Genomic DNA, 18,314 nt, shown 5'->3' on the forward strand with positions numbered 1-18,314 from the left:
GAAATGCCAAAGAATATCCTGATTTTTTCGGATGGAACTGGCCAAGAAGGCGGCCTGCGGCCAGACCAGCGTCTATCGAACATCTACAAAATGTATCGAGCGATGCGTCCCGGACCGTCGTCACCAATCGATCCATGCGATCAGGTCTGTTTCTATGACGCCGGTCTAGGAGCAGGCGAGGTCGGTGGGCTAACGCTTCGACGCATCAGAAACAACCTCTCGGCCGCGGTTGGCACGGGCATTGATGAGAATGTCATCGATTGCTACGAGAAGATCATCTCATATTACGAACCCGGCGACCGGATCCTGCTGTTCGGGTTTTCTCGTGGGGCATACACTGTCAGGGCGGTCGCGAATGTAATGAACCTTTGCGGCATTCCAGCACGAATGCCCGATGGATCACTCGTGCCCCGCCATGGGCCACGCCTTAGAAAAATAGCGAGCGATTCGGTCAACTACGTTTACAACCACGGCAATGGGTATTCGCGTGGCCGGGAGCCGTATTACAGTCGACGTGAGGAACTCGGCCGTCGGTTTAGGCGCAAGTATTCCAGCTTTGTGCCTGACGCTGACGAGGACGTGCAAGGCAACGTGCAACCGACATTCATCGGCGTTTTCGATACGGTCGCGGCATTGGGCAACGGTCAAGTCACTCTCGCTGCCGGGATTGCTGTCACCATACTCTTGGCACTGTTCGTCGCTGCTTTGTGGTTTGGCTGGTCTTGGTATCTGTGGGGTCCGCTCCTCGCTCTCTTGGGGCTTATCGGGTTCTGGTATGGCAGGTTGAAGTGGTCTCAGTGGAAATACTTCTCTCCCAATGAGAAAAAGCCTTTGAGGCTGAGTAGGATATCGGACTGGCCGTCCATCTGGAAATACGGCCATTACGCGAAATGGAACCTGAAAAATTACGATAAATGGCTCGACTCCGACGTAGGTTTCGCTCGTCACGCGCTTGCGATCGATGAGCACCGGAAGAATTTTCCACGTGTGAAATGGGCTATGCCAGCCGAGGCCAAAAAAACCGTAGGGCGAAAACCGGAATGGTTGAAACAGGTCTGGTTTGCGGGATGTCACAGCGATGTTGGTGGAAGCTACCCCGAGCCGGAATCGAGGCTCAGCGACATCGCGTTGCAATGGATACTGGAAGAGCTGAAGGAATGCGTGCCGGAGGTAAAAATCAACTCGGAGAAGCTTTTCGTCATGCCTGATCCTACCGGCATGCAGCATGAAGAAACGCTCATGTTTTCATTCGGCCCTTTAAAAAGGCGCTGGCCATCGGAACCGAGGGATGTAGGCACGCTTTTTCCGCTACATCCAACTGTGATCGAACGCCTGAAGGCCGGGCCGGTTTCGCATTTGGGAGAGATGCAGCCATATCGGCCCGAGCAGCTTCGGAACCATCCCGATACCAAAGGTTACTATTGACGATATCCGCTAGGGCGTTTCGTTGTTGGCTCAACTGAAAGAGCTTCAAAAAGCCGGCCACATCTTCGCCGTGCTATTCTTTCAAAAAGTGATTCCACTGGGCTGCATTAACCCTTGAACCTCTAGTTACTAGAGGAACTAGATCGCGTGATGTGGGTTGAACACTCCAAGCGCAATGCGATCCATATCGAGGACATCATGCTGACAAGACGACATTTCATTCAGACGAGCGCGGCGCTTTTCTCGGCGCCCATATCTTCTCCACTTTTGGCCGACACTTGGCCGACCGAAGCGCAGAAAGCTGCGTGGGATGCCGAGGTTACACCCCCCGGCTACGACGCGGCCACGTCAAATCCATGGGGCTTGCATCCAAGATTTCTTCCGCAGCGAGTTGAAGCCAACGATGGGCTCGTTCCTGGCGATATACATGTCGATGCGGTGGCGAGATATATTTACCATATCGAACAAGGGGGGACGGCGATGCGTTATGGCGTCGCAATCGCGCGTGGCAAGCTATACGAGCCCGGCACCTACACGATCAAACGGAAGGTCGAGTGGCCTCATTGGCAGCCGACCCAGAATATGATCGATCGTGACCCGGAGCTATATGCTGACGTCGCCGATGGCATGGAACCTGGGCCGAAAAATGCCTTGGGATCGCGCGCTCTTTATCTCTATGTCGGGGACCGGGATACGTATCTGCGCATCCACGGCACGCCTCACGCAAGAAGCATTGGCGGCCGCGCAAGTTCCGGCTGCGTGCGTATGGTCATGGCGCATATCAACGATCTTTATCCTAATGTCGAAATCGGCTCGACGGCGCACCTCTATTCAGCTGACGACAGTGTCAGAACGAAAACGTAACCGGACTGGTGAGTTGAACCCACGTAAAGTGTTTGTTCAATTCCGAGTGATAGACCTCAGGTGCCCGTCGTCGCGCAGATCGGATTGCCTTGGGGGCTGCGAAGCGGCACCAAGGTCGTCTCGACCGGCCCGCGATGCTCATACCAGAAGCAGTTGTCTTCCGGCTTGAGGCGCGCAGTTGCGATATTCTGATCCGGGTCCGCCATGGCAATGACGTTTTCGGGGATGTCTCCAATCCGATCGTCCTCTTCGCTGATTTCGTTGGGTTGCACGGCGCAGCCGGCCACGAAGAAAAAGGTGGCCGCGACCAACATGTTTCGGGGTTCGATCATCGTCAGCATAAAAGGTTCCTTCCACTTTTATCGACGGCCGTTCCACCATGTCCAATCGTAGAAGCATGAAGGTTCTGACCAATGTTTTACTATTCGAAATTGATTGGAGTTACCAACCAACTTTGCTCTTGAAGCTCTAGCTACTGTAGGCTCTATCAGTGCCTGAACCACCCGAATCCCGAGGTCTGTTCATGCCATCCGATATCCATCGCCCCGATCACGCAAGCGACGCGACGCAGCCCCCGAGCGATTGTTGCGGAGGCTGTGGAGCCGACGGCAATGTCGCGATTTCCGCTCCCGCATCCTCCGGGGGCCGTAGCTTTCAGGTGTCCGGCCTTGATTGTGCCGAAGAGGTCGCGATCCTCAACAAGGTCATCGGTCCTGAAATCGGCGGGGCGGAACATCTGGCCTTCGATGTCATCAACGGGCGGATGACCATTCTGGATAGTGCCAGAAATGTTTCCGACGATAAGATCGCCGAGCTGGTTGCCAGCACTGGAATGACAGCCAAGCCTTGGGATTCCGAAAATGCATCTCAGGACCAGGCTGCGCATCTTGCCCGGCAAAAGCTTTTCACCGCGCTCAGCGGTAGTTTCTGGGCCGCCGGTTTTGTCTGGCACTTGGTGGAAACCGGCCTCGGCGGTGCCTTGGGTATCTTTTCCGGTCACGGAATGACCTCCATGCCAGTGCCCGAGGCAGGGCTCTTTGCGCTAGCAATCCTCTTCGGGGTATGGCTGGTCGCGCCCAAGGCATGGTCGTCGGCGCGGCGGCTGTCGCCAGACATGAACCTTCTGATGGTGGTCGCCGTCGCTGGCGCCCTTGGCCTTGGCGAGTTCTTCGAAGCCGCGACGGTCGCATTCTTCTTTTCGCTCTCGCTCTTTCTGGAAAGCTGGAGCGTCGGGCGCGCGCGCAATGCAGTGTCTGCGTTGTTGGATCTCGCGCCGCCGACTGCGCGGGTGATCTACAACGACGGCACAGAGGCAGACGTGCCGGCGGCCCAAGTGGCCGTGGGCGACCATTTCGTGGTGCGCGGCGGCGACCGCATTCCGCTTGACGGGGAGGTCACTGACGGCGCGGGCGCGGTCGATCAGGCACCGATCACGGGTGAAAGCGCACTGGTGCCCAAGGAGGCCGGAGACGAGGTTTACGCGGGCACGATCAACGGCGAGGGCACGCTATCCGTTCGGGCGACCAAGGCAGCCTCGGACACAGTGTTGGCCAAGATCATCCGAATGGTCGGTGACGCCCACGCGCGCCGCGCTCCGGTGGAGCAATGGGTGGCGAAATTCGCGCGCATCTACACACCTATCGTAATGCTTTTGGCCATCGCGATCGCAGTCCTTCCACCTCTCGTTCTGGGCGGCGCTTGGGATTACTGGTTCTACAATGCACTCGTGCTTCTCGTTATCGCCTGCCCCTGTGCGCTTGTGATCTCGACCCCGGTGTCCATCGTGGCGTCGCTGACCTCCTCGGCACGCTCCGGTGTTCTCATCAAAGGCGGTGCCTATGTCGAGGCTCCGAGCCGCACCACCGCGCTTGCGATGGACAAGACCGGCACAATCACCATGGGCGAGCCCGAAGTTGCCGCGGTGCATCCATTAGGTGGGGCGTCGGCCAAGGATCTCGTAGCCAGGGCCTCGGGCCTCGAGGCACGCTCGTCTCATCCGCTGGCGCGCGCCATTCTCGCACGAGCCGAGGTCGATGGCATCACGGTATCGGCCGCCGAGGATACCCGCACGGTTCCGGGCCGAGGCTTGGAAGGACGGGCAAACGGTCGGTCCATCTGGCTCGGCTCGGACCGTTTTGCCGAAGAGAAAGGATTTGGAGACTCAATTCCGAAAGATCTGCGTGAGCGGATCGAAGGCGCCGGCAACACGCTCGTTGCCGTGGGTGACGAGGGCGGTGTCACCGGCATCCTGGAGCTGCGCGATCGCGTCCGCCCCGAAGCTAAGAACGTCGTAGCGCAGCTTCATGCGCAGGGCGTGCGGACGATCGTCATGTTGACTGGAGACAACGAGCGCACGGCGCGCGCGGTCGCCGCCGAGGTCGGCATCGACGAGGTGCGCGCCGAGCTTCTCCCCGAAGACAAGGTGAAAGCCATCGAGGAGCTGGTCGAAACCCATGATATGGTCGCGATGATCGGCGACGGCGTGAACGATGCTCCAGCCATGGCGCGGGCGCATTACGCTATCGCGATGGGCGCAGTCGGCTCGGATGCTGCCATCGAGACGGCGGATATCGCTCTCATGACCGACGATATCGGCAAGGTGCCATGGCTCATCGGGCACTCTCGCAGGACCATGTCAGTCATCCGTCAAAATATTGCGATCTCCCTTGCTACGAAAGCTGCGTTCGTGGTCGCGACCGCCTTCGGTATGGCGTCGATGTGGGGCGCCATCGCAGCTGATGTCGGCGTATCGCTGCTGGTCGTCGCGAATGCCCTACGGCTTCTGAATGCGGGCGAGCGCAATTCGCCTCCGGCCGGTGGGGCGCCTGTGGGCGAGCAGTTAACCAAGGGTGCATTGGCGCATGGGCATTGAGCCCATCCGTCAAGCCAGCTAGAGTGAACCCTGATATAGACCTCGTCATAAAGGGGCATCGAGCAGTGAAGACCTACAAATGTGCACGCCGAACCGTTCTCTTGGGCGGTTTGGCGGCATTTCTCTCTGGCTGTGCGGGCGGCAGCAAGTTCCGCAGCTACAATGGGCCTGCGGTGACGCGTGTCCGGCTCTACAAGGGACAGAGGCTCCTCGTTCTCGACGGCGCCAGTTCGGTTCTGCGGACCTATCCGGTCGGCCTTGGGTTCGCGCCCGAGGGCCACAAGCAGTTCGAGGGTGATGGGCGCACGCCTGAAGGCTCATATCTGGTCGACCGGCGCAATCCGGAAAGCAGTTTTCACCTTTCGATCGGCATTTCTCACCCAAACGAGGCCGACATCGCCTTCGCAGAGGTTCAAGAAAAGTCTCCCGGAGGCGACATCTTCATCCATGGCGGACCTCGGCGCGGTATTGATCCTACGAACGTGCAAGACTGGACGGCGGGATGCATCGCGCTCACCGACCGTCAGATCGAAGATGTCTATGCAATGGTCAGAGACGGAACTCCTATCGACATCTACGCATGACAGCGTGACCCGGGCCCCCTCCTGACGGCTTTTTCGCCGATCAGCGCGAGAGCCCAGCTTGACGCGATGAGAGCGAGCAGCGCCCAGTCCCCGAGGCGACCGTAGGGTGTGGGCGGGCGGGCCGCTGGCAGGCCCGCGTCGAGAATACCCGTCTCTCCGGTGTCGAGGCGGGCCAGCACCTCTCCGCTGGCGTCAATAATCGCGGAAATGCCTGTATTCGCTGCGCGAACGATGGGCAGGCCCTCTTCGACAGCACGCATCCGCGCAGATGCCAAGTGCTGTTCGGGTCCGATGCTGGTGCCGAACCAGGCATCGTTTGTCGCGTTGAAGATCCAGTCGGGCCGAAAGAGGTCATCGACAACATGCCCCGGAAAGATAATTTCGTAGCAGATCGCCACACCAACCAATGGCGCGACCGGCAATGCCAGCGTGCGCGGTCCTGGTCCGGGCGTAAAATCCCCCATCCCCTGCGTCAGCCGCTCGATCGGCAGCCAACCGCGAAGCGGCACATATTCACCGAAAGGCACCAGATGGTGTTTCGCGTATCCGTCCAGGATTTTGGCGGTATCATCAAGCGCCTGGACAGTATTGAAATAAAATGTGCCGTCCTCGGTCGACACCCTGTCCGGAACGCCGGTCAACAATGCTGTGCCTTCGGGCAGCGCGTCCGCGATCCGCGCGCGCGCCTCGGCATCCTCGTCGAGAAATCCGGGAAAGGCGGTCTCCGGCCAGAGCAGCACATCGACATTGCCGGGCCGGGACGACATCTCGAGATAGCGCGCGAGGGTCGCTTCCCGGTTTTCGGGCGCCCATTTCTCCTTTTGCGGAACGTTGCCCTGCACTAAGCGCAGGTCGATGCCGGGCGGGGGCGGCACTTCCGTCTGAAAGCGCAGCGCGCCTGCGCCCCAAATAACCGCTAGACAGGCAAGGGCCCCGAGGAAGATAGCCCCTCTCTGCTTGCCCACTGCTATAAAGGCCGCGCCCGGCAGCGCGCTGACGAAGATGATCAGGAAGCTTAGCCCATAGCTGCCAACCCATGCGGCGGGCTGGCGTAGAGCAGCGTAATCTACAACCGCATATCCGGCGAGATTCCACGGAAGGCCAGTAAGAATATGGCCGCGCAGCCATTCGGCCAGCGTCCAGGAGGTCGCGAGCAGAAGGCAGGCAATGACACCGGTCAAGACCTTGCGCCGCGAGACCGCGGCAAAGAGAGACGCTGCGATGGCCGGGAAGATTGCCAAACCCGCCGACAGGCCCGCGACGGCAGGGATGGCAAGCGCGCCAAAACGATCAGCTTCCACATAGAAACTCTCGGAAATCCATGAAATCCCGAAGCCAAACTGTCCAAGCCCAAACGCCCAGCCGATAAGTAAGGCATGCCCGACGGAAACCTTGGCCAAAATTACAAAGAGCGCGGAATAAGCGACGGGAACCAGAGCCAGTATCGAGAAGGGCGGAAAGGTCAGCACAGTCAGCGCCCCGGCAACAAAGGCAAGTGCCATGCGCGCCAAAAGATGACGGCCTTGCGCAATGCGGTCGCGCCGTTCGGTCACGGCTTGATGGAGCGCCGCGCGCTGATCCAAGGCGCTAGGAGCATCAAGCCTACGCCGCAGACGATGAACACATCAGCCAAATTGAAAGCGGGCCAGTGCGCAGTTCCAACGTAAAAATCCAGAAAATCGGTCACCGCTCGATAGCGGACGCGATCAACGATATTGCCCAAAGCGCCCCCGAGGATTGAACCGAAAGCGACCGCCTCAATGCGGGTGGAGGTTCGCGTCAGCATGATTGCAAGCCAGACGCAGAATGCGAAGGCCAACAGAACGAGGCTCCACCAAGGCACACCGGCGAGAAGCCCGAAAGTCACACCGTCATTGCGCCCGAAGACGAGGTTGAAGCCGGGAAACACCGGCAGTCCGGCACTCAGCAGGGTGGCATTCTCGACAACGATCGCCTTGGTCAACTGATCCGCCGCAAGTGAGGTCAGCGCGACGATCACGCCAAGAAGCAAGGTCTTATTTCCATATTCCATGACCTTACCCCAGCCAGACATCGAGGAAGAGCATGAGAACCAGACCGATCGCGAGGCCGAGCGTTGCCTTGTTCTGATGGCCGCTGCGGTGCGTTTCGGGAATGATCTCGTGACTGATGACATATAGCATCGCACCAGCCGCGAAGGCCAAACCCCACGGCAAGAGAGGCTCCGAGAGCGTGATGATCCCGGCACCCAGGAGCCCGCCGATCGGCTCGACCATACCGGTCAGGGCGGCAATGCCCCAGGCGCGCACCTTTGGATAACCCTCGCCCAGCAGGGAGACCGCCACGGCCAGACCCTCGGGCGCGTTCTGAAGCCCAATTCCGATGGCAAGCGGCAGGCCGCCTTCCATGCCGCCCGAGCCGAAGCCGACGCCGACAGCCAGTCCTTCGGGGAAATTGTGGATCGTGATCGCGATGATGAACAGCCAGACCCGCCGCAGGGCGGCCGAGTCCGGTCCTTCGCGCCCTGTCTTGAAATGCTCGTGCGGCAGTTTTTCGTTCATCAGAGCGACGGCGCCCATGCCAAGCAGGATCGAGATGCACACGATCAAGGCGGGCATTGCGCCGCTCTCGAACATCGGCTCGGCTGCGTCCAGTGCCGGGATGATGAGCGAAAAGAACGAGGCGGCGAGCATGACACCAGCTGCAAAACCCAGCGACATGTCGCGCGTGGCCCGCGAGGGAATGCGTCCGAAGAGGACAGGAATCGCCCCCACCGCAGTAAGTGATCCGGCGGCGAGGCTTCCCAGGAAGCCAAGCATTATGGGTGAAAGCGTTTCCATTCGAGGGCCAGATTATCCTTCGGCGTAGGTGGAAAAGACTTCGGTCGATCCATCTTCTCGGATGAGAAAGACCTCATATGCTTCGCGGTCGTCTTCCGGTCCCATGCCGGGCGAGCCATAGGGCATCCCCGGCACCGCGAGCCCGACCGCATCGGGGCGCTCTTCGAGCAATCGGCGGATGTCGGCGGCCGGAACATGTCCTTCGATGACGTAGCCTTCCACAAATGCGGTATGGCAGGAGATCATGCGCTGCGGCACACCGTTATCCAGCTTCAAGCGCACTAAGGTGCCGGCAAACATGTCCTCACCAGTTGCCGTGAATCCATTCTCCTCCAGATGCTTCATCCACGATAGGCAGCAGCCGCATCCATTGGTTTTTTGAACATTGATTGCGGTGCCCTCGGCAAGCGCCTGCGCTGCCGGAGAAAGAGCGAGGAGCAAAGTAAGGACCTTGGTCAAGGGTTTCATGTGTCAGAGCCTTTCGGTTGCTGTCAGAACAGTATCAGGGTCAAGTTTCCTTGCCAGAAGAGCGCGTGCGGCCAAGAGGCGAGCCAAGGTGACTGTGTCTTCCAGTTCACTCTCGGACGCCTCGGCAAGCCGTTCGTCAGCAAGAGGATCGGTCGGGCGGCCATCTACCAAGACCTCGTAGTGCAAGTTGGGCCCAGTCGCGGTGCCTGTGGCTCCCACGCGGCCGATAAGATCGCCAGCGGCCACGCGCTGTCCCCGCGAGAGACCGTCCGGCACTGCGCTGAGATGGGCGTAGCGGGTCATCGTGTCGGAGCCGTGAGATATCTCAACGACGCGGCCATAACCTCCACGCCGCCCGATGAAACTGATCCGTCCGGGTGCCGTTGCCTTTACCGGCGTGCCTTGCGCCGCCGCGAAATCGACGCCGGTATGCATTCGAACATTTCCATAGACCGGATGGGTTCGGCGGCCAAAAACCGAGCTCAGGCGCGCGCCATCCACCGGCTGCGCGAAAATACGAAGCAACTCGCCGCCGACATAGATCGTGGCTTGGCCGCTTCCATCTTCTGGCCAGACCACCTCATAGAGTGAGCCGCCCATATCAAGCGCAGCAAAGGCCAAGTCCGGCTCTGCAATCCGTTCACCGCCGACGCGCGCCTCGCGCCACATCAGACGGAGTATTTCTCCACCTGACATCTCGCGACGAAAATCAACCGTCCCGCCCAACATCTGCGCCAGATCAACGGCGAAACGGGCTGGAATACCTGCTTCTGCCAGCGCATTGAACAGAGAGCTTTTAATGACGGCTTCGCCGGCGAGCGTCACGATGTCCGGATCAGGAGTGACGACCTGCGTGGCCAATTCTTCACCAAAGGTCACCTCGATCCGCACGCCGTCCTCGACTTCGAGAGACACTTTACGCGGACGACCATTTGCCTCGGAGATGACAGTGATTGAGTGCCCGGGTCGAAGGCGCCGCAGATCATATTCCGTCCCAAGCGCAAGAGCGATCTCCGCGCGGTCGGGCGACGCGAGACCGGCCTCGGACAGAACCACATCCAGAGTTTCCCCGGGTGCGATGGCGCGCGACCAGTTTACGGCGGAAGGCTCGAACTCAGGCAGGCCCGCCTCTGGCGCGCTGACCGTCAGCAGCGGAAGAGATCTGGATTCCGGCGCCCGTTCTTTGCGCGTGGCCGTGGGGCGTATGAACTTGGCGTCCATGCTTCGGGGAGCTTTGGGAGACTCGGGTATCCAGGCGCTGGCGGCAGCCAACGCATCCGGTGCTGGCTCCTTCGGCGAAGCCGAATAAAAGAAGAGTGCCGCACCGGAAAGTGTGCTCGCAGTCGCCAAGCCTACAGCTACGTTTCTGATCCTCATGTCGAGCCCTCCGTCTCAAAGTCCAGTGCGCGCCGAATCTTTGGGAGCGCGAATTTCCGTGGCTCGTGATAGTCGATGTTGGTGACGAACTGCCCCTCCGCATCGAACAGAAAAACGCTGGCCGTGTGGTTCATCGTGTAATCGCCACCCTCGGCCGGCACTTTTTCATAGCTTGCGCGGAAGCCGCCGACAGCGCGCGCGAGCTCTCTTTCGGGTCCAGTCCAGCCCCTGATCGCCGGATGGAAATTGCTCACGTAGTCCGCCAGGGCCTCGACTGTGTCGCGCTCGGGATCAACCGTGATGAACACCACGTTCAGGCGATCGGCTTCTTCTCCCAACTCGTCCAGCCAGCCGGAAATGTCTGAAAGCGTCGTCGGGCAGACATCCGGACAATAGGTGAAGCCGAAGAAAACCATGCTCGGACGACCAATGAGTGCATCGGGGTCCACATTGTTGCTTTCATGATCGATGAGGTCGAACTCCATGGACGATAATGCCAAGGGCCGCTTCCCCGCCTGTTCGGGCGCGCCCGGCCCGTCTACCCGCCACCAACCAGTGAAGAGTGTCATGGCGATCGCTCCGGCGCCGATTGCACCATATCCCAAGATTTTTCTTCGTTTCATCAGCCTTCGGGTCCGCGCGATGCTACGCTCAGGATCGGGACATCGGCAGTTATCTCGCTGCCATCGCCGAAAAGCAGTTTTAGCGTAAATGTCTGCCCCTCCGTCATCGGCTCATTCAGACGCATCAGCATCGCGTGGAGGCCACCCGGTTCAAGCGACACGCTCTCGCCCGGGGCGATCGTGATTTCGCCTGCCGGGCTCATGGAACTGACGCCCTCGGCATTGGTCTTGGTTTCATGGATCTCGGGCTTCATGGCGAGCGGTGTTTCGAGGCCGGTCAGTGTGACGGGCTCGTCGCCGGTATTACGGATCGTCATGTAAGCCGCTCCGGGACGGTTCGTTCCGATGGATGCACGAGACCATGCGTTCTCAATGACGATATCCTCGGGTCCGGCCAGTGCGGGCGCCGAAAGCCCTCCAAGGGTCAGAAACGTCGACAGCGCTCCGGTCAAAATTATCTTTTTCATCGCTCTGGTCCTTATTTCATTCAGCTTTGAGTGGCGGCGACTTCCACAGCCACGAGACTGCGGAGTTCTGCCTCTCCAAACGGATCAAGGGGCTTGCCATTGACGAAGAATGTCGGCGTCTGGCGAATTCCCACCGTTTCGACGTCGGCGCGATCCTGATTGAGGATTGCCACGACATCGGGCGCCCGCATCTGGTCGCGCGCAGCGCTGGCGTCGAGACCTGCCGAAGCGGCTATCTGGAGAACAAGGCCAGGCTCTGGCGCGCCGTGTGACGCCCATTTCGGTTGCTCTCGCATGAGAGCTTCCAGCACCGGCTCGAATACGCTCTGCATACGCGCTGCCTCCAACACGCGGATCGCTTCTTCGGAGGCTTCGCCATGGAACGGCGTGTAACGGATCACGGTGCGAACGCTCCCGTCGTGCTCGGCCATGATTTCCTTGACCACTGGATAGAAGGCCCGGCAGGCCTCGCAGGCGGGATCGAAAAACTCGACGATGGTAACGGGCGCGTCTGGTGGCCCAAGAATGGGAGAATAGGCCCGGATCAGTGCATCGGCTTTTTCTGGTGCCAAAGCCTCTCCCTCGGCCACTGGGCCCGGGCGGGTCGCATACCATGTCGCACCGCCAAAGCCGGCAACGCCGAGGGCGAAAATGGACAAGATCAGTCCGCGTCGTTTCATGCTCGTGTCTCCTTGAGTGAGATGGCCGATAGCGCGCCGATCGTGGCGAACGCGACGAAGGCCATAAGCGGGATTGGAATGCCAAAGATCAGCTGGTTGTCATCCGTGCAGGAGGGTCCGGCTGCGGTGCATGGCTGGATGCGCTCCGGGATCACGCCTGCGTAAAGGCCCATGTGCCAAAGCGCGACAGCGCCGCCGCCAAGCGCTAGGGCGATACCGTATCGGCCCACGCGGGCATCCCCCCACCACAGGCCAAGCCCGAGGATGATCACCAGCGGAAACATGAAGGCACGCTGAAACCAGCATAGAACACACGGTGCCTGCCCCAGCACCTCACCGATGAATAGCACGGCAAGCGAGGCGGCAAGCGCGATGATCCACGCAAGCCCCAAGGCTATTTCTGCAGAGGGTCGGGCCATGACAGTCAGATCCTCTCTCGCAGATCCGCCAAGATCTCCTCAGCGCGGGTGCCATAGGGCCACGACTCGGCAAAACCGGCTTCGGGATCGAAGAAGAACAGGTGCGACGTGTGACCCATAGTGTAGCCTCCGGGGGCTGCGGCTTCTTCGATCCGTTCGTAAAAGATCGGAAACGTCTCGGATGTCTTGGCGATCTGACGGGGCGTTCCGGTAAGCCCGATGATGTTCGAGTTGAATAGCGGCACGAATTGGGACAGCGTCATGGGCGTATCGCGTTCGGGATCGATGGTAATGAAGATCGGTTGCACCTTCGCCGCTTCGTCCCCCAAGCCGTCCATCACTGCCGCGACCTCCGACAGTGTCGTCGGACAGACATCGGGGCAGTTGGTGAACCCAAAAAAGACCAGCATCCATTGCCCGGCAAAGTCGTCCTGCGTGCGGAGCATGCCTTGATGATCGGTCAACTCGAACTCGGCCGAAAAAGGCGGATCGGACTCAATGCCCGCAAGGTCGCCACGCTTATCCGCCCCGACCATCAGCCACGCGACAACAAAGGCCGCAATTCCGGTAAAAACCCAGAGAATTCTTCTAACCGTTTTGAGAGACAACCTAGTTCGCCTGCTTTTGATTCTTGTCTGTCATGGGCTCTACATCCTCTAGCTACTGGAGGTTCAAGCGCAAAGCGCTTGCTCCGGTCAATGTCACGTCCATGTGAATGCGGCCCTTGCCGGGACCGGCGACCAAACCTACATCAACTGTATCTTTTTAGGAGGTGAACATGCTGACGATCGGCAGCTTGGCGAAGAGAACCGGGACGAAGGTTCAGACCATCCGCTATTACGAGCAGATTGGCCTAATGCCGGAGCCGGGCCGGACCGAAGGTGGACAGAGGCGCTATGGCGAGGCTGAACTGGATCGGCTGTCATTTGTCCGGCATGCGCGGCAACTCGGCTTTTCGCTGGACGCGATCCGCGAGCTGCTCGATCTCAGCGACCATCCCAACCGCTCTTGCGAGGAGGCCGACGCGATCGCGCGCCGCCAACTCAAGCAGGTAGAGCAACGCATGGCCCGCTTGAAGGCCCTTCGCACGGAACTCAAGCGAATGGTTCAGGAGTGTAGTGGCGGGCAAACCGCGGACTGCCGGGTGCTTGAGGTGCTGCGCGATCATTCCGAATGCTTGACCGCACATGACGAGATCGGCGCCTGAAATGCCCGCCACCTTGGCCTATCCGCTGGCCGCCCTTGCGGAAATTGCCGGATGCTTCGCCATCTGGAGCTGGTGGCGTCTTGGTGCATCTTCGGCATGGCTCATCCCGGGGATTGTCGCGCTCGTGGCATTTGGATGGCTTTTGGCGCAGGTCGAAACGGTGGCAGCGGGTCGCGCTTTCGCCGCCTATGGCGGGGTCTATATCGCAGCGTCAGTTCTCTGGATGTGGCTTGCAGAGGGCCATAGACCTGACAAATGGGATGTTCTCGGGACTGCTATCTGTTTGCTGGGCGCAGCGTTGATCCTCGCGGCTCCTCGGAACACCTGAGTGTTCCGGCCATGACGGGCCGACATACTTGTCAGGAACCCGGATACATCCGGGGTGTTTCAGTCACGTAGCATTTGAGCATGGAAGCCAACATGAGCATCGGAAAAGACGTGGTTGAGAGGCGAACGCTCTGGATAGTTCTGGGTCTGAATATCTTTCTTGCCGCGAGCTTTTTCGTAACCGGCGCTGTGGGCGACTCTAGCGCCCTTGTCGCCAATGGGCTCGACAATCTTTCCGACAGTTTTGTCTATGTGATAAGTCTTTTCGCCCTGTCCCGGTCGGCAAGATGGAAACGCGGTGCCGCGAACATTTCAGGCGCATTGTTGATCTTGTTCGCGCTGGGCATTCTCTACGATGCGTGGCGCCGGTATGTTGGAGGCTCGGACCCACTGGGCATCATGATGGTTATAATGGCCCTGATCGCGGCTGCAGTAAACGCGGTTTGCGTCTGGTTGCTTGCCCGGCTCAAGGATCCGGACGTCAACATACGCGCAGCGAACACATTTAGCTGGAATGACTTTGCAGCCAATCTCGGGATCATTGTCGCGGGGGGACTCGTCGCTTGGCTTGGGGTAAATTGGCCTGATCTTGTCGTGGGAGTGATCGTCGCCATGATCGCGGCATGGGGCGGGGTCGGAATCTTGCGCGACGCACATGAGGAACATCACGAAGCCTCTCATGGTAACGAACAGGGTCGAGATTGAACGAACGGGGCAGCGTTGCTGGATCTCACGAAGACGACGAAGAAGTCCCTGCTGCAAACCCGCGACAGTGCAACCTGCCTGTGATATCTTGCTTTTTGTGATCAACAATGGCGAGGGATTTAGAGATGAAACCATATGGATTGCGAACCTTGGCAATTGGAGCCCTCATCGGCTTTGCGGCCGTCGCAGCTTCGGCTCAACAACAACGAGGGGACTGGTGGGGGCATGGCTCAATGGGGCCAGGGCACATGCGTTCCGGCCAGAGCGGCGGCTGGGGCATGGGCAGCATGGGTCCGGGGCAACAGCAGCGGATGCAGAGACATTGGACCTACATGAATGAAGGCGTGCCGACGGCTTACCGAGGCGCGAGGAGCAGCGTCCGCGCGACGCCTGAAGTTGTCTCCGAAGGGCGAAAGCTATACATGGATAACTGTGCGAGTTGCCATGGGTCCGATGGGCTCGGCGATGGTGATGCGGGCCGCTCACTTGAACCATCGCCGGCCATTCTTCGGTCGTTCGTTCAGATGCCTATGTCAGGAGACGAGTATCTGCTCTGGGCGATTTCCGAGGGTGGAGAGCGCTTCGAAACCGCGATGCCCGCCTTCAAAGAGAGTCTCAGCGAAGACGACATCTGGAAAATCATCGCATACATGCGGGCGGGATTTCCGTAACCTTGTTTAAGGCGAGCAGTCGACCGTCAATTGCGCCATCCCCCTTGAATCTACAGTAACTGTAGACACTACGTTGCTTCTCGAACGATTCGAGGAGACATGAAATGGGTGAAGTTGACCCGCTGCTTTTCGCCACGCGCCTACTGGACTACACTTCGCCCGATGTCACACGCCTCATCTTGCGTCGTGGCTGGCAGGGCCTTTCCCGGAACGAGAGAATTGGAGCGGCATATGAATTTGTCCGCAATGAGATCGCGTTTGGTTACAATCATGCGGATGATATTCCTTCCTCAAGAGTGCTGGCCGACGGCTATGGCCAATGCAACACGAAGGGCACTCTTCTCATGGCCCTCTTGCGTGGCCTTGGCATCGGTTGTCGGCTGCACGGCTTCACCATTCACAAAGAGCTTCAGCGCGGTATCGTGCCCGAGTCGGTTTTCCGGTTGGCACCGCGCGAGATCTTGCATTCATGGATTGAGGTGGAAACGCAAGGCGGTTGGATCAGCCTTGAAGGCTTCATTCTCAACGCACCCTTCCTGGCGGCACTTCAGCGCGCGTTCAGCGCTTCGGACGAATTATGCGGCTTCGGTGTTGGAACGACCAGCCTGAGTGCGCCGCCGGTCGCATGGACGGGCAAGGACACCTACATCCAAAGGACCGGCATAATCCGCGACCTCGGGACATATCATAGGCCCGATGAATTCTACGCGAACCATCGCCAGGAGCTTGGTGTTCTGCGCACTTGGCTTTACCGCCATGTCATCCGCCACCGGATGAACCAGCGTGTGCGCGCGATCCGGCGTGGCAAGATGCCAGGTATTATCGGCGCCGCCCTACCGAACCACCGACATGAGGAACCGCACCATGCCGCATGACCACGGTCACGCTCATATCGATCCCACATCCGGCGACCGGCGCGTATCCGTTGCCATCTGGGCCAACGCTATTCTGACCGTTGCGCAGATTGTCGGCGGCATCCTCTCGGGGAGCCTCGCGCTCATTGCGGATGCGCTGCATAACTTTTCCGACATGGCGTCGCTTGTCATCGCCTTCGTGGCGAGAAAGATTGCGCGACGACCGGCGGACTCGCGCATGACCTTCGGCTATGGCCGCATCGAGATCGTCGCTGCGCTGATTAACTATACCACGCTGATATTGATCGGGTTCTACCTGATCTACGAAGGCGGCATGCGCATGATTGATCCGCCCGAAGTGCAAGGCTGGACAGTCGTGATCCTGGGCGGTGTTGCGCTCGTTGTAGATACCCTCACTGCAGTGCTGACCTATTCGATGCAGAAAGGCAGCGTGAATATCCGCGCCCTCTTTTTGCATAACCTGTCAGATGCGCTTGCATCGGTAGCAGTCATCGTCGGCGGCTCGCTGATCATCCTATACGATATGCGATGGGTGGACCCTGCGATCACCATCGGCATCGCGCTCTACATTCTCTATCTTGCCCTTACCGAAATCGGTGGCCCAGTCCGCACCCTGATGCTGGGCAGCCCCCCGGATATCGATAGCCACGCCGTCATCAAGGCGATCCGCGGTGTCGAAGGCGTCGCGGACGTTCATCACGTGCATCTTTGGCAGATGCAGGAACATGAGGGGGCGCTAGACTGCCACGTCGTCGTCAGGTCCGACGCGTGGTCCCATATCGAAGCACTCAAGAGCCGCATCAAAACAGTGCTCGAGGAGCAATATGATATTGGCCATTCAAGCCTGGAATTTGAGCATGAAGACCGTGCCCATAAGAACGCCGATCTCTACGGCCACGAACAGTCCGATTAGGTAGAAGGACCAGCGCCGATTAAAACACGACCGTGCACAGCACACACTCCCTCCCGGCTTGAAAAGTTCACGAGAAGACTAGGGCTCTCTGGAGCGCAGGCCTCGGTCGTTTCTTGGGATGCGTCGCTGCGTCACGATTTGCAGCTGTAAAAGCCGCGATATCCAGCGGACAACCCAGCATCCAACTCGAGTAGGAGCGTCGCGTCGACCGGCGTTTCAGCGACATTCTCAAGGCTGCTTGAGCCATCTGCAGCGTTCAACTGCATCGTTGCACCGTCAGTCATAAAGGTTTGACCTTCCGCGTCGGCATCCAGACGCACCAGATCACCACTCAACTTGACCAGCGCTACACGGGCGCCATCCACGTTGCCAATGGCCAGCGAGGCCGGGCTTTTCGTCGTGTAATTGAAGGTGCAGGCCGCGCCGTCAGGGAACAACTGCTTGATTTCTTCATCCTTGAGAAACTCCGCATCGACCCTAGCCACCTTTGCGGTGGAAAGTGCTTCTTCCAGGCTGACAATCTGCGTCGGCGAATCGCCGCTCTCGTCGGTGGTCACGCCTGAGGCCTCGATATCGTTGATGAGGTAGCGCATCTCGGCGATTTCCTTGTCTTGCGCGAAGATGATCCCGTCGGCGAGCTTGCGCACGCGAGTATCCTCGATGTTAGCCCGACCCGAGGTCATGATGGCGATGGAATGGTGCGGGATCATCGCGCGCATGTAGCTGGTGTCACCCACGGTCGTCTGGCTGCGCACCAACCACAAGGAACCTGCGACAGCGACTGTCGCACCGATAAAGATGGCAGCGTTGATCGCCTTGCTGGAATACATCGCGAGCATGAAGGACAGCATGATGATCGCCATTACGCCCCCCATCAGGATCGCCATGTAGGCGCGCGTCTCGGACCAGAAGATATGCGTCCACAGAAACGTGTTGAGATAGTAAGCATCCGGCGTAGGCCGTGGCGAGGTCAACGCGCGCGGTCACGATCCATTGCGATGAACTCTTGCAGGTTTTC

Annotated in this window: 22 protein-coding genes; 10 read left to right on the top strand and 12 right to left on the bottom strand. The window is 59.3% G+C overall.

Going from position 1 to position 18,314, the window contains the following annotated elements; translation table 11 throughout:
* Positions 1–3 precede the first annotated feature (3 nt).
* Positions 4–1,425: a phospholipase effector Tle1 domain-containing protein gene (locus ACEWPM_RS19080; protein ID WP_393963896.1), complete on the top strand. Its 1,422-nt coding sequence runs from the start codon at positions 4–6 to the stop codon at positions 1,423–1,425.
* A gap of 198 nt (positions 1,426–1,623) precedes the next feature.
* The gene (locus tag ACEWPM_RS19085; RefSeq protein ID WP_076533314.1) at positions 1,624–2,289 is read left to right on the top strand and encodes a L,D-transpeptidase; all 666 of its coding nucleotides are present in this window, start codon (positions 1,624–1,626) and stop codon (positions 2,287–2,289) included.
* A gap of 56 nt (positions 2,290–2,345) precedes the next feature.
* Here the strand turns inward: ACEWPM_RS19085 and ACEWPM_RS19090 are convergent, their stop codons facing one another.
* Positions 2,346–2,630 carry a hypothetical protein gene (locus ACEWPM_RS19090; protein ID WP_244512536.1) on the bottom strand — a complete coding sequence of 95 codons (285 nt, stop codon included), beginning with the start codon at positions 2,628–2,630 and terminating at the stop codon, positions 2,346–2,348.
* Positions 2,631–2,812: 182 nt separating this feature from the next.
* Between ACEWPM_RS19090 and ACEWPM_RS19095 the strand changes: the two genes are divergently transcribed.
* Positions 2,813–5,161, top strand: coding sequence for a heavy metal translocating P-type ATPase (locus tag ACEWPM_RS19095; protein WP_076530768.1), 2,349 nt, complete (start codon positions 2,813–2,815; stop codon positions 5,159–5,161).
* A gap of 101 nt (positions 5,162–5,262) precedes the next feature.
* Positions 5,263–5,745 (top strand): L,D-transpeptidase family protein, encoded by a 483-nt coding sequence (locus ACEWPM_RS19100; RefSeq protein WP_393963900.1) that lies wholly within the window; start codon positions 5,263–5,265, stop codon positions 5,743–5,745.
* Here ACEWPM_RS19100 and lnt read toward each other — a convergent pair.
* Genes lnt through ACEWPM_RS19150 form a run of 10 tightly spaced genes read right to left on the bottom strand, consistent with a single transcriptional unit; the run spans position 5,736 to position 13,206 of the window.
* Entirely contained in the window at positions 5,736–7,328 is a 1,593-nt protein-coding gene (gene lnt / locus ACEWPM_RS19105; protein ID WP_393933632.1) for an apolipoprotein N-acyltransferase, read from the bottom strand. The two genes, ACEWPM_RS19100 and lnt, sit on opposite strands and share 10 nt — an antisense overlap.
* Positions 7,295–7,798, bottom strand: coding sequence for a signal peptidase II (gene lspA, locus ACEWPM_RS19110; protein WP_076530774.1), 504 nt, complete (start codon positions 7,796–7,798; stop codon positions 7,295–7,297). Before lspA ends, lnt begins: the two co-directional genes overlap by 34 nt.
* The gene (locus ACEWPM_RS19115) at positions 7,782–8,564 is read right to left on the bottom strand and encodes a ZIP family metal transporter (protein WP_076530776.1); all 783 of its coding nucleotides are present in this window, start codon (positions 8,562–8,564) and stop codon (positions 7,782–7,784) included. Before ACEWPM_RS19115 ends, lspA begins: the two co-directional genes overlap by 17 nt.
* A 12-nt stretch (positions 8,565–8,576) precedes the next feature.
* Positions 8,577–9,032 carry a DUF411 domain-containing protein gene (locus ACEWPM_RS19120; protein WP_076530778.1) on the bottom strand — a complete coding sequence of 152 codons (456 nt, stop codon included), beginning with the start codon at positions 9,030–9,032 and terminating at the stop codon, positions 8,577–8,579.
* A 3-nt stretch (positions 9,033–9,035) separates the two neighbouring features.
* Positions 9,036–10,409 (bottom strand): M23 family metallopeptidase, encoded by a 1,374-nt coding sequence (locus ACEWPM_RS19125; RefSeq protein ID WP_076530780.1) that lies wholly within the window; start codon positions 10,407–10,409, stop codon positions 9,036–9,038.
* Positions 10,406–11,032, bottom strand: coding sequence for an SCO family protein (locus ACEWPM_RS19130; RefSeq protein ID WP_076530782.1), 627 nt, complete (start codon positions 11,030–11,032; stop codon positions 10,406–10,408). The genes ACEWPM_RS19125 and ACEWPM_RS19130 overlap by 4 nt, the downstream gene beginning before the upstream one ends.
* Entirely contained in the window at positions 11,032–11,499 is a 468-nt protein-coding gene (locus ACEWPM_RS19135; protein ID WP_076530783.1) for a copper chaperone PCu(A)C, read from the bottom strand. The genes ACEWPM_RS19130 and ACEWPM_RS19135 overlap by 1 nt, the downstream gene beginning before the upstream one ends.
* A 20-nt stretch (positions 11,500–11,519) precedes the next feature.
* Entirely contained in the window at positions 11,520–12,179 is a 660-nt protein-coding gene (locus ACEWPM_RS19140) for a DsbA family protein (protein WP_076530785.1), read from the bottom strand.
* Positions 12,176–12,598, bottom strand: a complete 423-nt coding sequence (locus tag ACEWPM_RS19145) for a disulfide bond formation protein B (RefSeq protein WP_076530787.1) — start codon at positions 12,596–12,598, stop codon at positions 12,176–12,178. The genes ACEWPM_RS19140 and ACEWPM_RS19145 overlap by 4 nt, the downstream gene beginning before the upstream one ends.
* Positions 12,599–12,603: 5 nt before the next feature.
* The gene (locus ACEWPM_RS19150) at positions 12,604–13,206 is read right to left on the bottom strand and encodes an SCO family protein (protein ID WP_244512535.1); all 603 of its coding nucleotides are present in this window, start codon (positions 13,204–13,206) and stop codon (positions 12,604–12,606) included.
* Between the two features lie 170 nt (positions 13,207–13,376).
* Here ACEWPM_RS19150 and ACEWPM_RS19155 point away from each other — a divergent pair, with 170 nt between their 5' ends.
* The 6 genes from ACEWPM_RS19155 (at position 13,377) to ACEWPM_RS19180 (ending at position 17,296) form a co-directional block, all read left to right on the top strand.
* On the top strand, positions 13,377–13,805 hold the full coding sequence (locus tag ACEWPM_RS19155; protein ID WP_076530791.1) for a MerR family transcriptional regulator: 429 nt from the start codon (positions 13,377–13,379) through the stop codon (positions 13,803–13,805).
* 1 nt (position 13,806) lies between these two features.
* A complete protein-coding gene (locus ACEWPM_RS19160) occupies positions 13,807–14,133 on the top strand; it encodes a YnfA family protein (RefSeq protein ID WP_076530792.1) in 327 nt (108 codons plus the stop codon).
* A gap of 92 nt (positions 14,134–14,225) precedes the next feature.
* Positions 14,226–14,837, top strand: a complete 612-nt coding sequence (locus ACEWPM_RS19165; RefSeq protein ID WP_076530794.1) for a cation efflux transmembrane domain-containing protein — start codon at positions 14,226–14,228, stop codon at positions 14,835–14,837.
* 125 nt (positions 14,838–14,962) lie between these two features.
* The gene (locus ACEWPM_RS19170; protein WP_170846557.1) at positions 14,963–15,508 is read left to right on the top strand and encodes a c-type cytochrome; all 546 of its coding nucleotides are present in this window, start codon (positions 14,963–14,965) and stop codon (positions 15,506–15,508) included.
* A 104-nt stretch (positions 15,509–15,612) separates the two neighbouring features.
* Positions 15,613–16,383 (top strand): transglutaminase-like domain-containing protein, encoded by a 771-nt coding sequence (locus tag ACEWPM_RS19175; RefSeq protein ID WP_076530797.1) that lies wholly within the window; start codon positions 15,613–15,615, stop codon positions 16,381–16,383.
* Positions 16,373–17,296 (top strand): cation diffusion facilitator family transporter, encoded by a 924-nt coding sequence (locus ACEWPM_RS19180; RefSeq protein WP_393963898.1) that lies wholly within the window; start codon positions 16,373–16,375, stop codon positions 17,294–17,296. The genes ACEWPM_RS19175 and ACEWPM_RS19180 overlap by 11 nt, the downstream gene beginning before the upstream one ends.
* Positions 17,297–17,427: 131 nt before the next feature.
* Here the strand turns inward: ACEWPM_RS19180 and ACEWPM_RS19185 are convergent, their stop codons facing one another.
* Positions 17,428–18,183 (bottom strand): DUF305 domain-containing protein, encoded by a 756-nt coding sequence (locus ACEWPM_RS19185; RefSeq protein ID WP_393963899.1) that lies wholly within the window; start codon positions 18,181–18,183, stop codon positions 17,428–17,430.
* Between the last annotated feature and the right edge of the window lie 131 nt (positions 18,184–18,314).

The organism is Roseovarius maritimus, from assembly GCF_043355895.2.
In the GTDB taxonomy this organism is placed as follows: Bacteria; Pseudomonadota; Alphaproteobacteria; order Rhodobacterales; family Rhodobacteraceae; genus Roseovarius; species Roseovarius maritimus.

Bases quoted from the DNA above. Each gene is read 5' to 3' on its own strand.
- ACEWPM_RS19140 (WP_076530785.1), bottom strand. From the start codon at position 12,179: ATGAAACGACGCGGACTGATCTTGTCCATTTTCGCCCTCGGCGTTGCC.
- ACEWPM_RS19125 (WP_076530780.1), bottom strand. From the start codon at position 10,409: ATGAGGATCAGAAACGTAGCTGTAGGCTTGGCGACTGCGAGCACACTT.
- ACEWPM_RS19175 (WP_076530797.1), top strand. From the start codon at position 15,613: ATGGGTGAAGTTGACCCGCTGCTTTTCGCCACGCGCCTACTGGACTAC.
- ACEWPM_RS19080 (WP_393963896.1), top strand. From the start codon at position 4: ATGCCAAAGAATATCCTGATTTTTTCGGATGGAACTGGCCAAGAAGGC.
- ACEWPM_RS19115 (WP_076530776.1), bottom strand. From the start codon at position 8,564: ATGGAAACGCTTTCACCCATAATGCTTGGCTTCCTGGGAAGCCTCGCC.
- ACEWPM_RS19120 (WP_076530778.1), bottom strand. From the start codon at position 9,032: ATGAAACCCTTGACCAAGGTCCTTACTTTGCTCCTCGCTCTTTCTCCG.
- ACEWPM_RS19170 (WP_170846557.1), top strand. From the start codon at position 14,963: ATGAAACCATATGGATTGCGAACCTTGGCAATTGGAGCCCTCATCGGC.
- lspA (WP_076530774.1), bottom strand. From the start codon at position 7,798: ATGTCTGGCTGGGGTAAGGTCATGGAATATGGAAATAAGACCTTGCTT.
- ACEWPM_RS19145 (WP_076530787.1), bottom strand. From the start codon at position 12,598: ATGGCCCGACCCTCTGCAGAAATAGCCTTGGGGCTTGCGTGGATCATC.
- ACEWPM_RS19130 (WP_076530782.1), bottom strand. From the start codon at position 11,032: ATGAAACGAAGAAAAATCTTGGGATATGGTGCAATCGGCGCCGGAGCG.
- ACEWPM_RS19155 (WP_076530791.1), top strand. From the start codon at position 13,377: ATGCTGACGATCGGCAGCTTGGCGAAGAGAACCGGGACGAAGGTTCAG.
- ACEWPM_RS19090 (WP_244512536.1), bottom strand. From the start codon at position 2,630: ATGCTGACGATGATCGAACCCCGAAACATGTTGGTCGCGGCCACCTTT.
- ACEWPM_RS19085 (WP_076533314.1), top strand. From the start codon at position 1,624: ATGCTGACAAGACGACATTTCATTCAGACGAGCGCGGCGCTTTTCTCG.
- ACEWPM_RS19135 (WP_076530783.1), bottom strand. From the start codon at position 11,499: ATGAAAAAGATAATTTTGACCGGAGCGCTGTCGACGTTTCTGACCCTT.
- ACEWPM_RS19095 (WP_076530768.1), top strand. From the start codon at position 2,813: ATGCCATCCGATATCCATCGCCCCGATCACGCAAGCGACGCGACGCAG.
- ACEWPM_RS19185 (WP_393963899.1), bottom strand. From the start codon at position 18,183: ATGGCGATCCTGATGGGGGGCGTAATGGCGATCATCATGCTGTCCTTC.
- ACEWPM_RS19165 (WP_076530794.1), top strand. From the start codon at position 14,226: ATGAGCATCGGAAAAGACGTGGTTGAGAGGCGAACGCTCTGGATAGTT.
- ACEWPM_RS19160 (WP_076530792.1), top strand. From the start codon at position 13,807: ATGCCCGCCACCTTGGCCTATCCGCTGGCCGCCCTTGCGGAAATTGCC.
- ACEWPM_RS19180 (WP_393963898.1), top strand. From the start codon at position 16,373: ATGCCGCATGACCACGGTCACGCTCATATCGATCCCACATCCGGCGAC.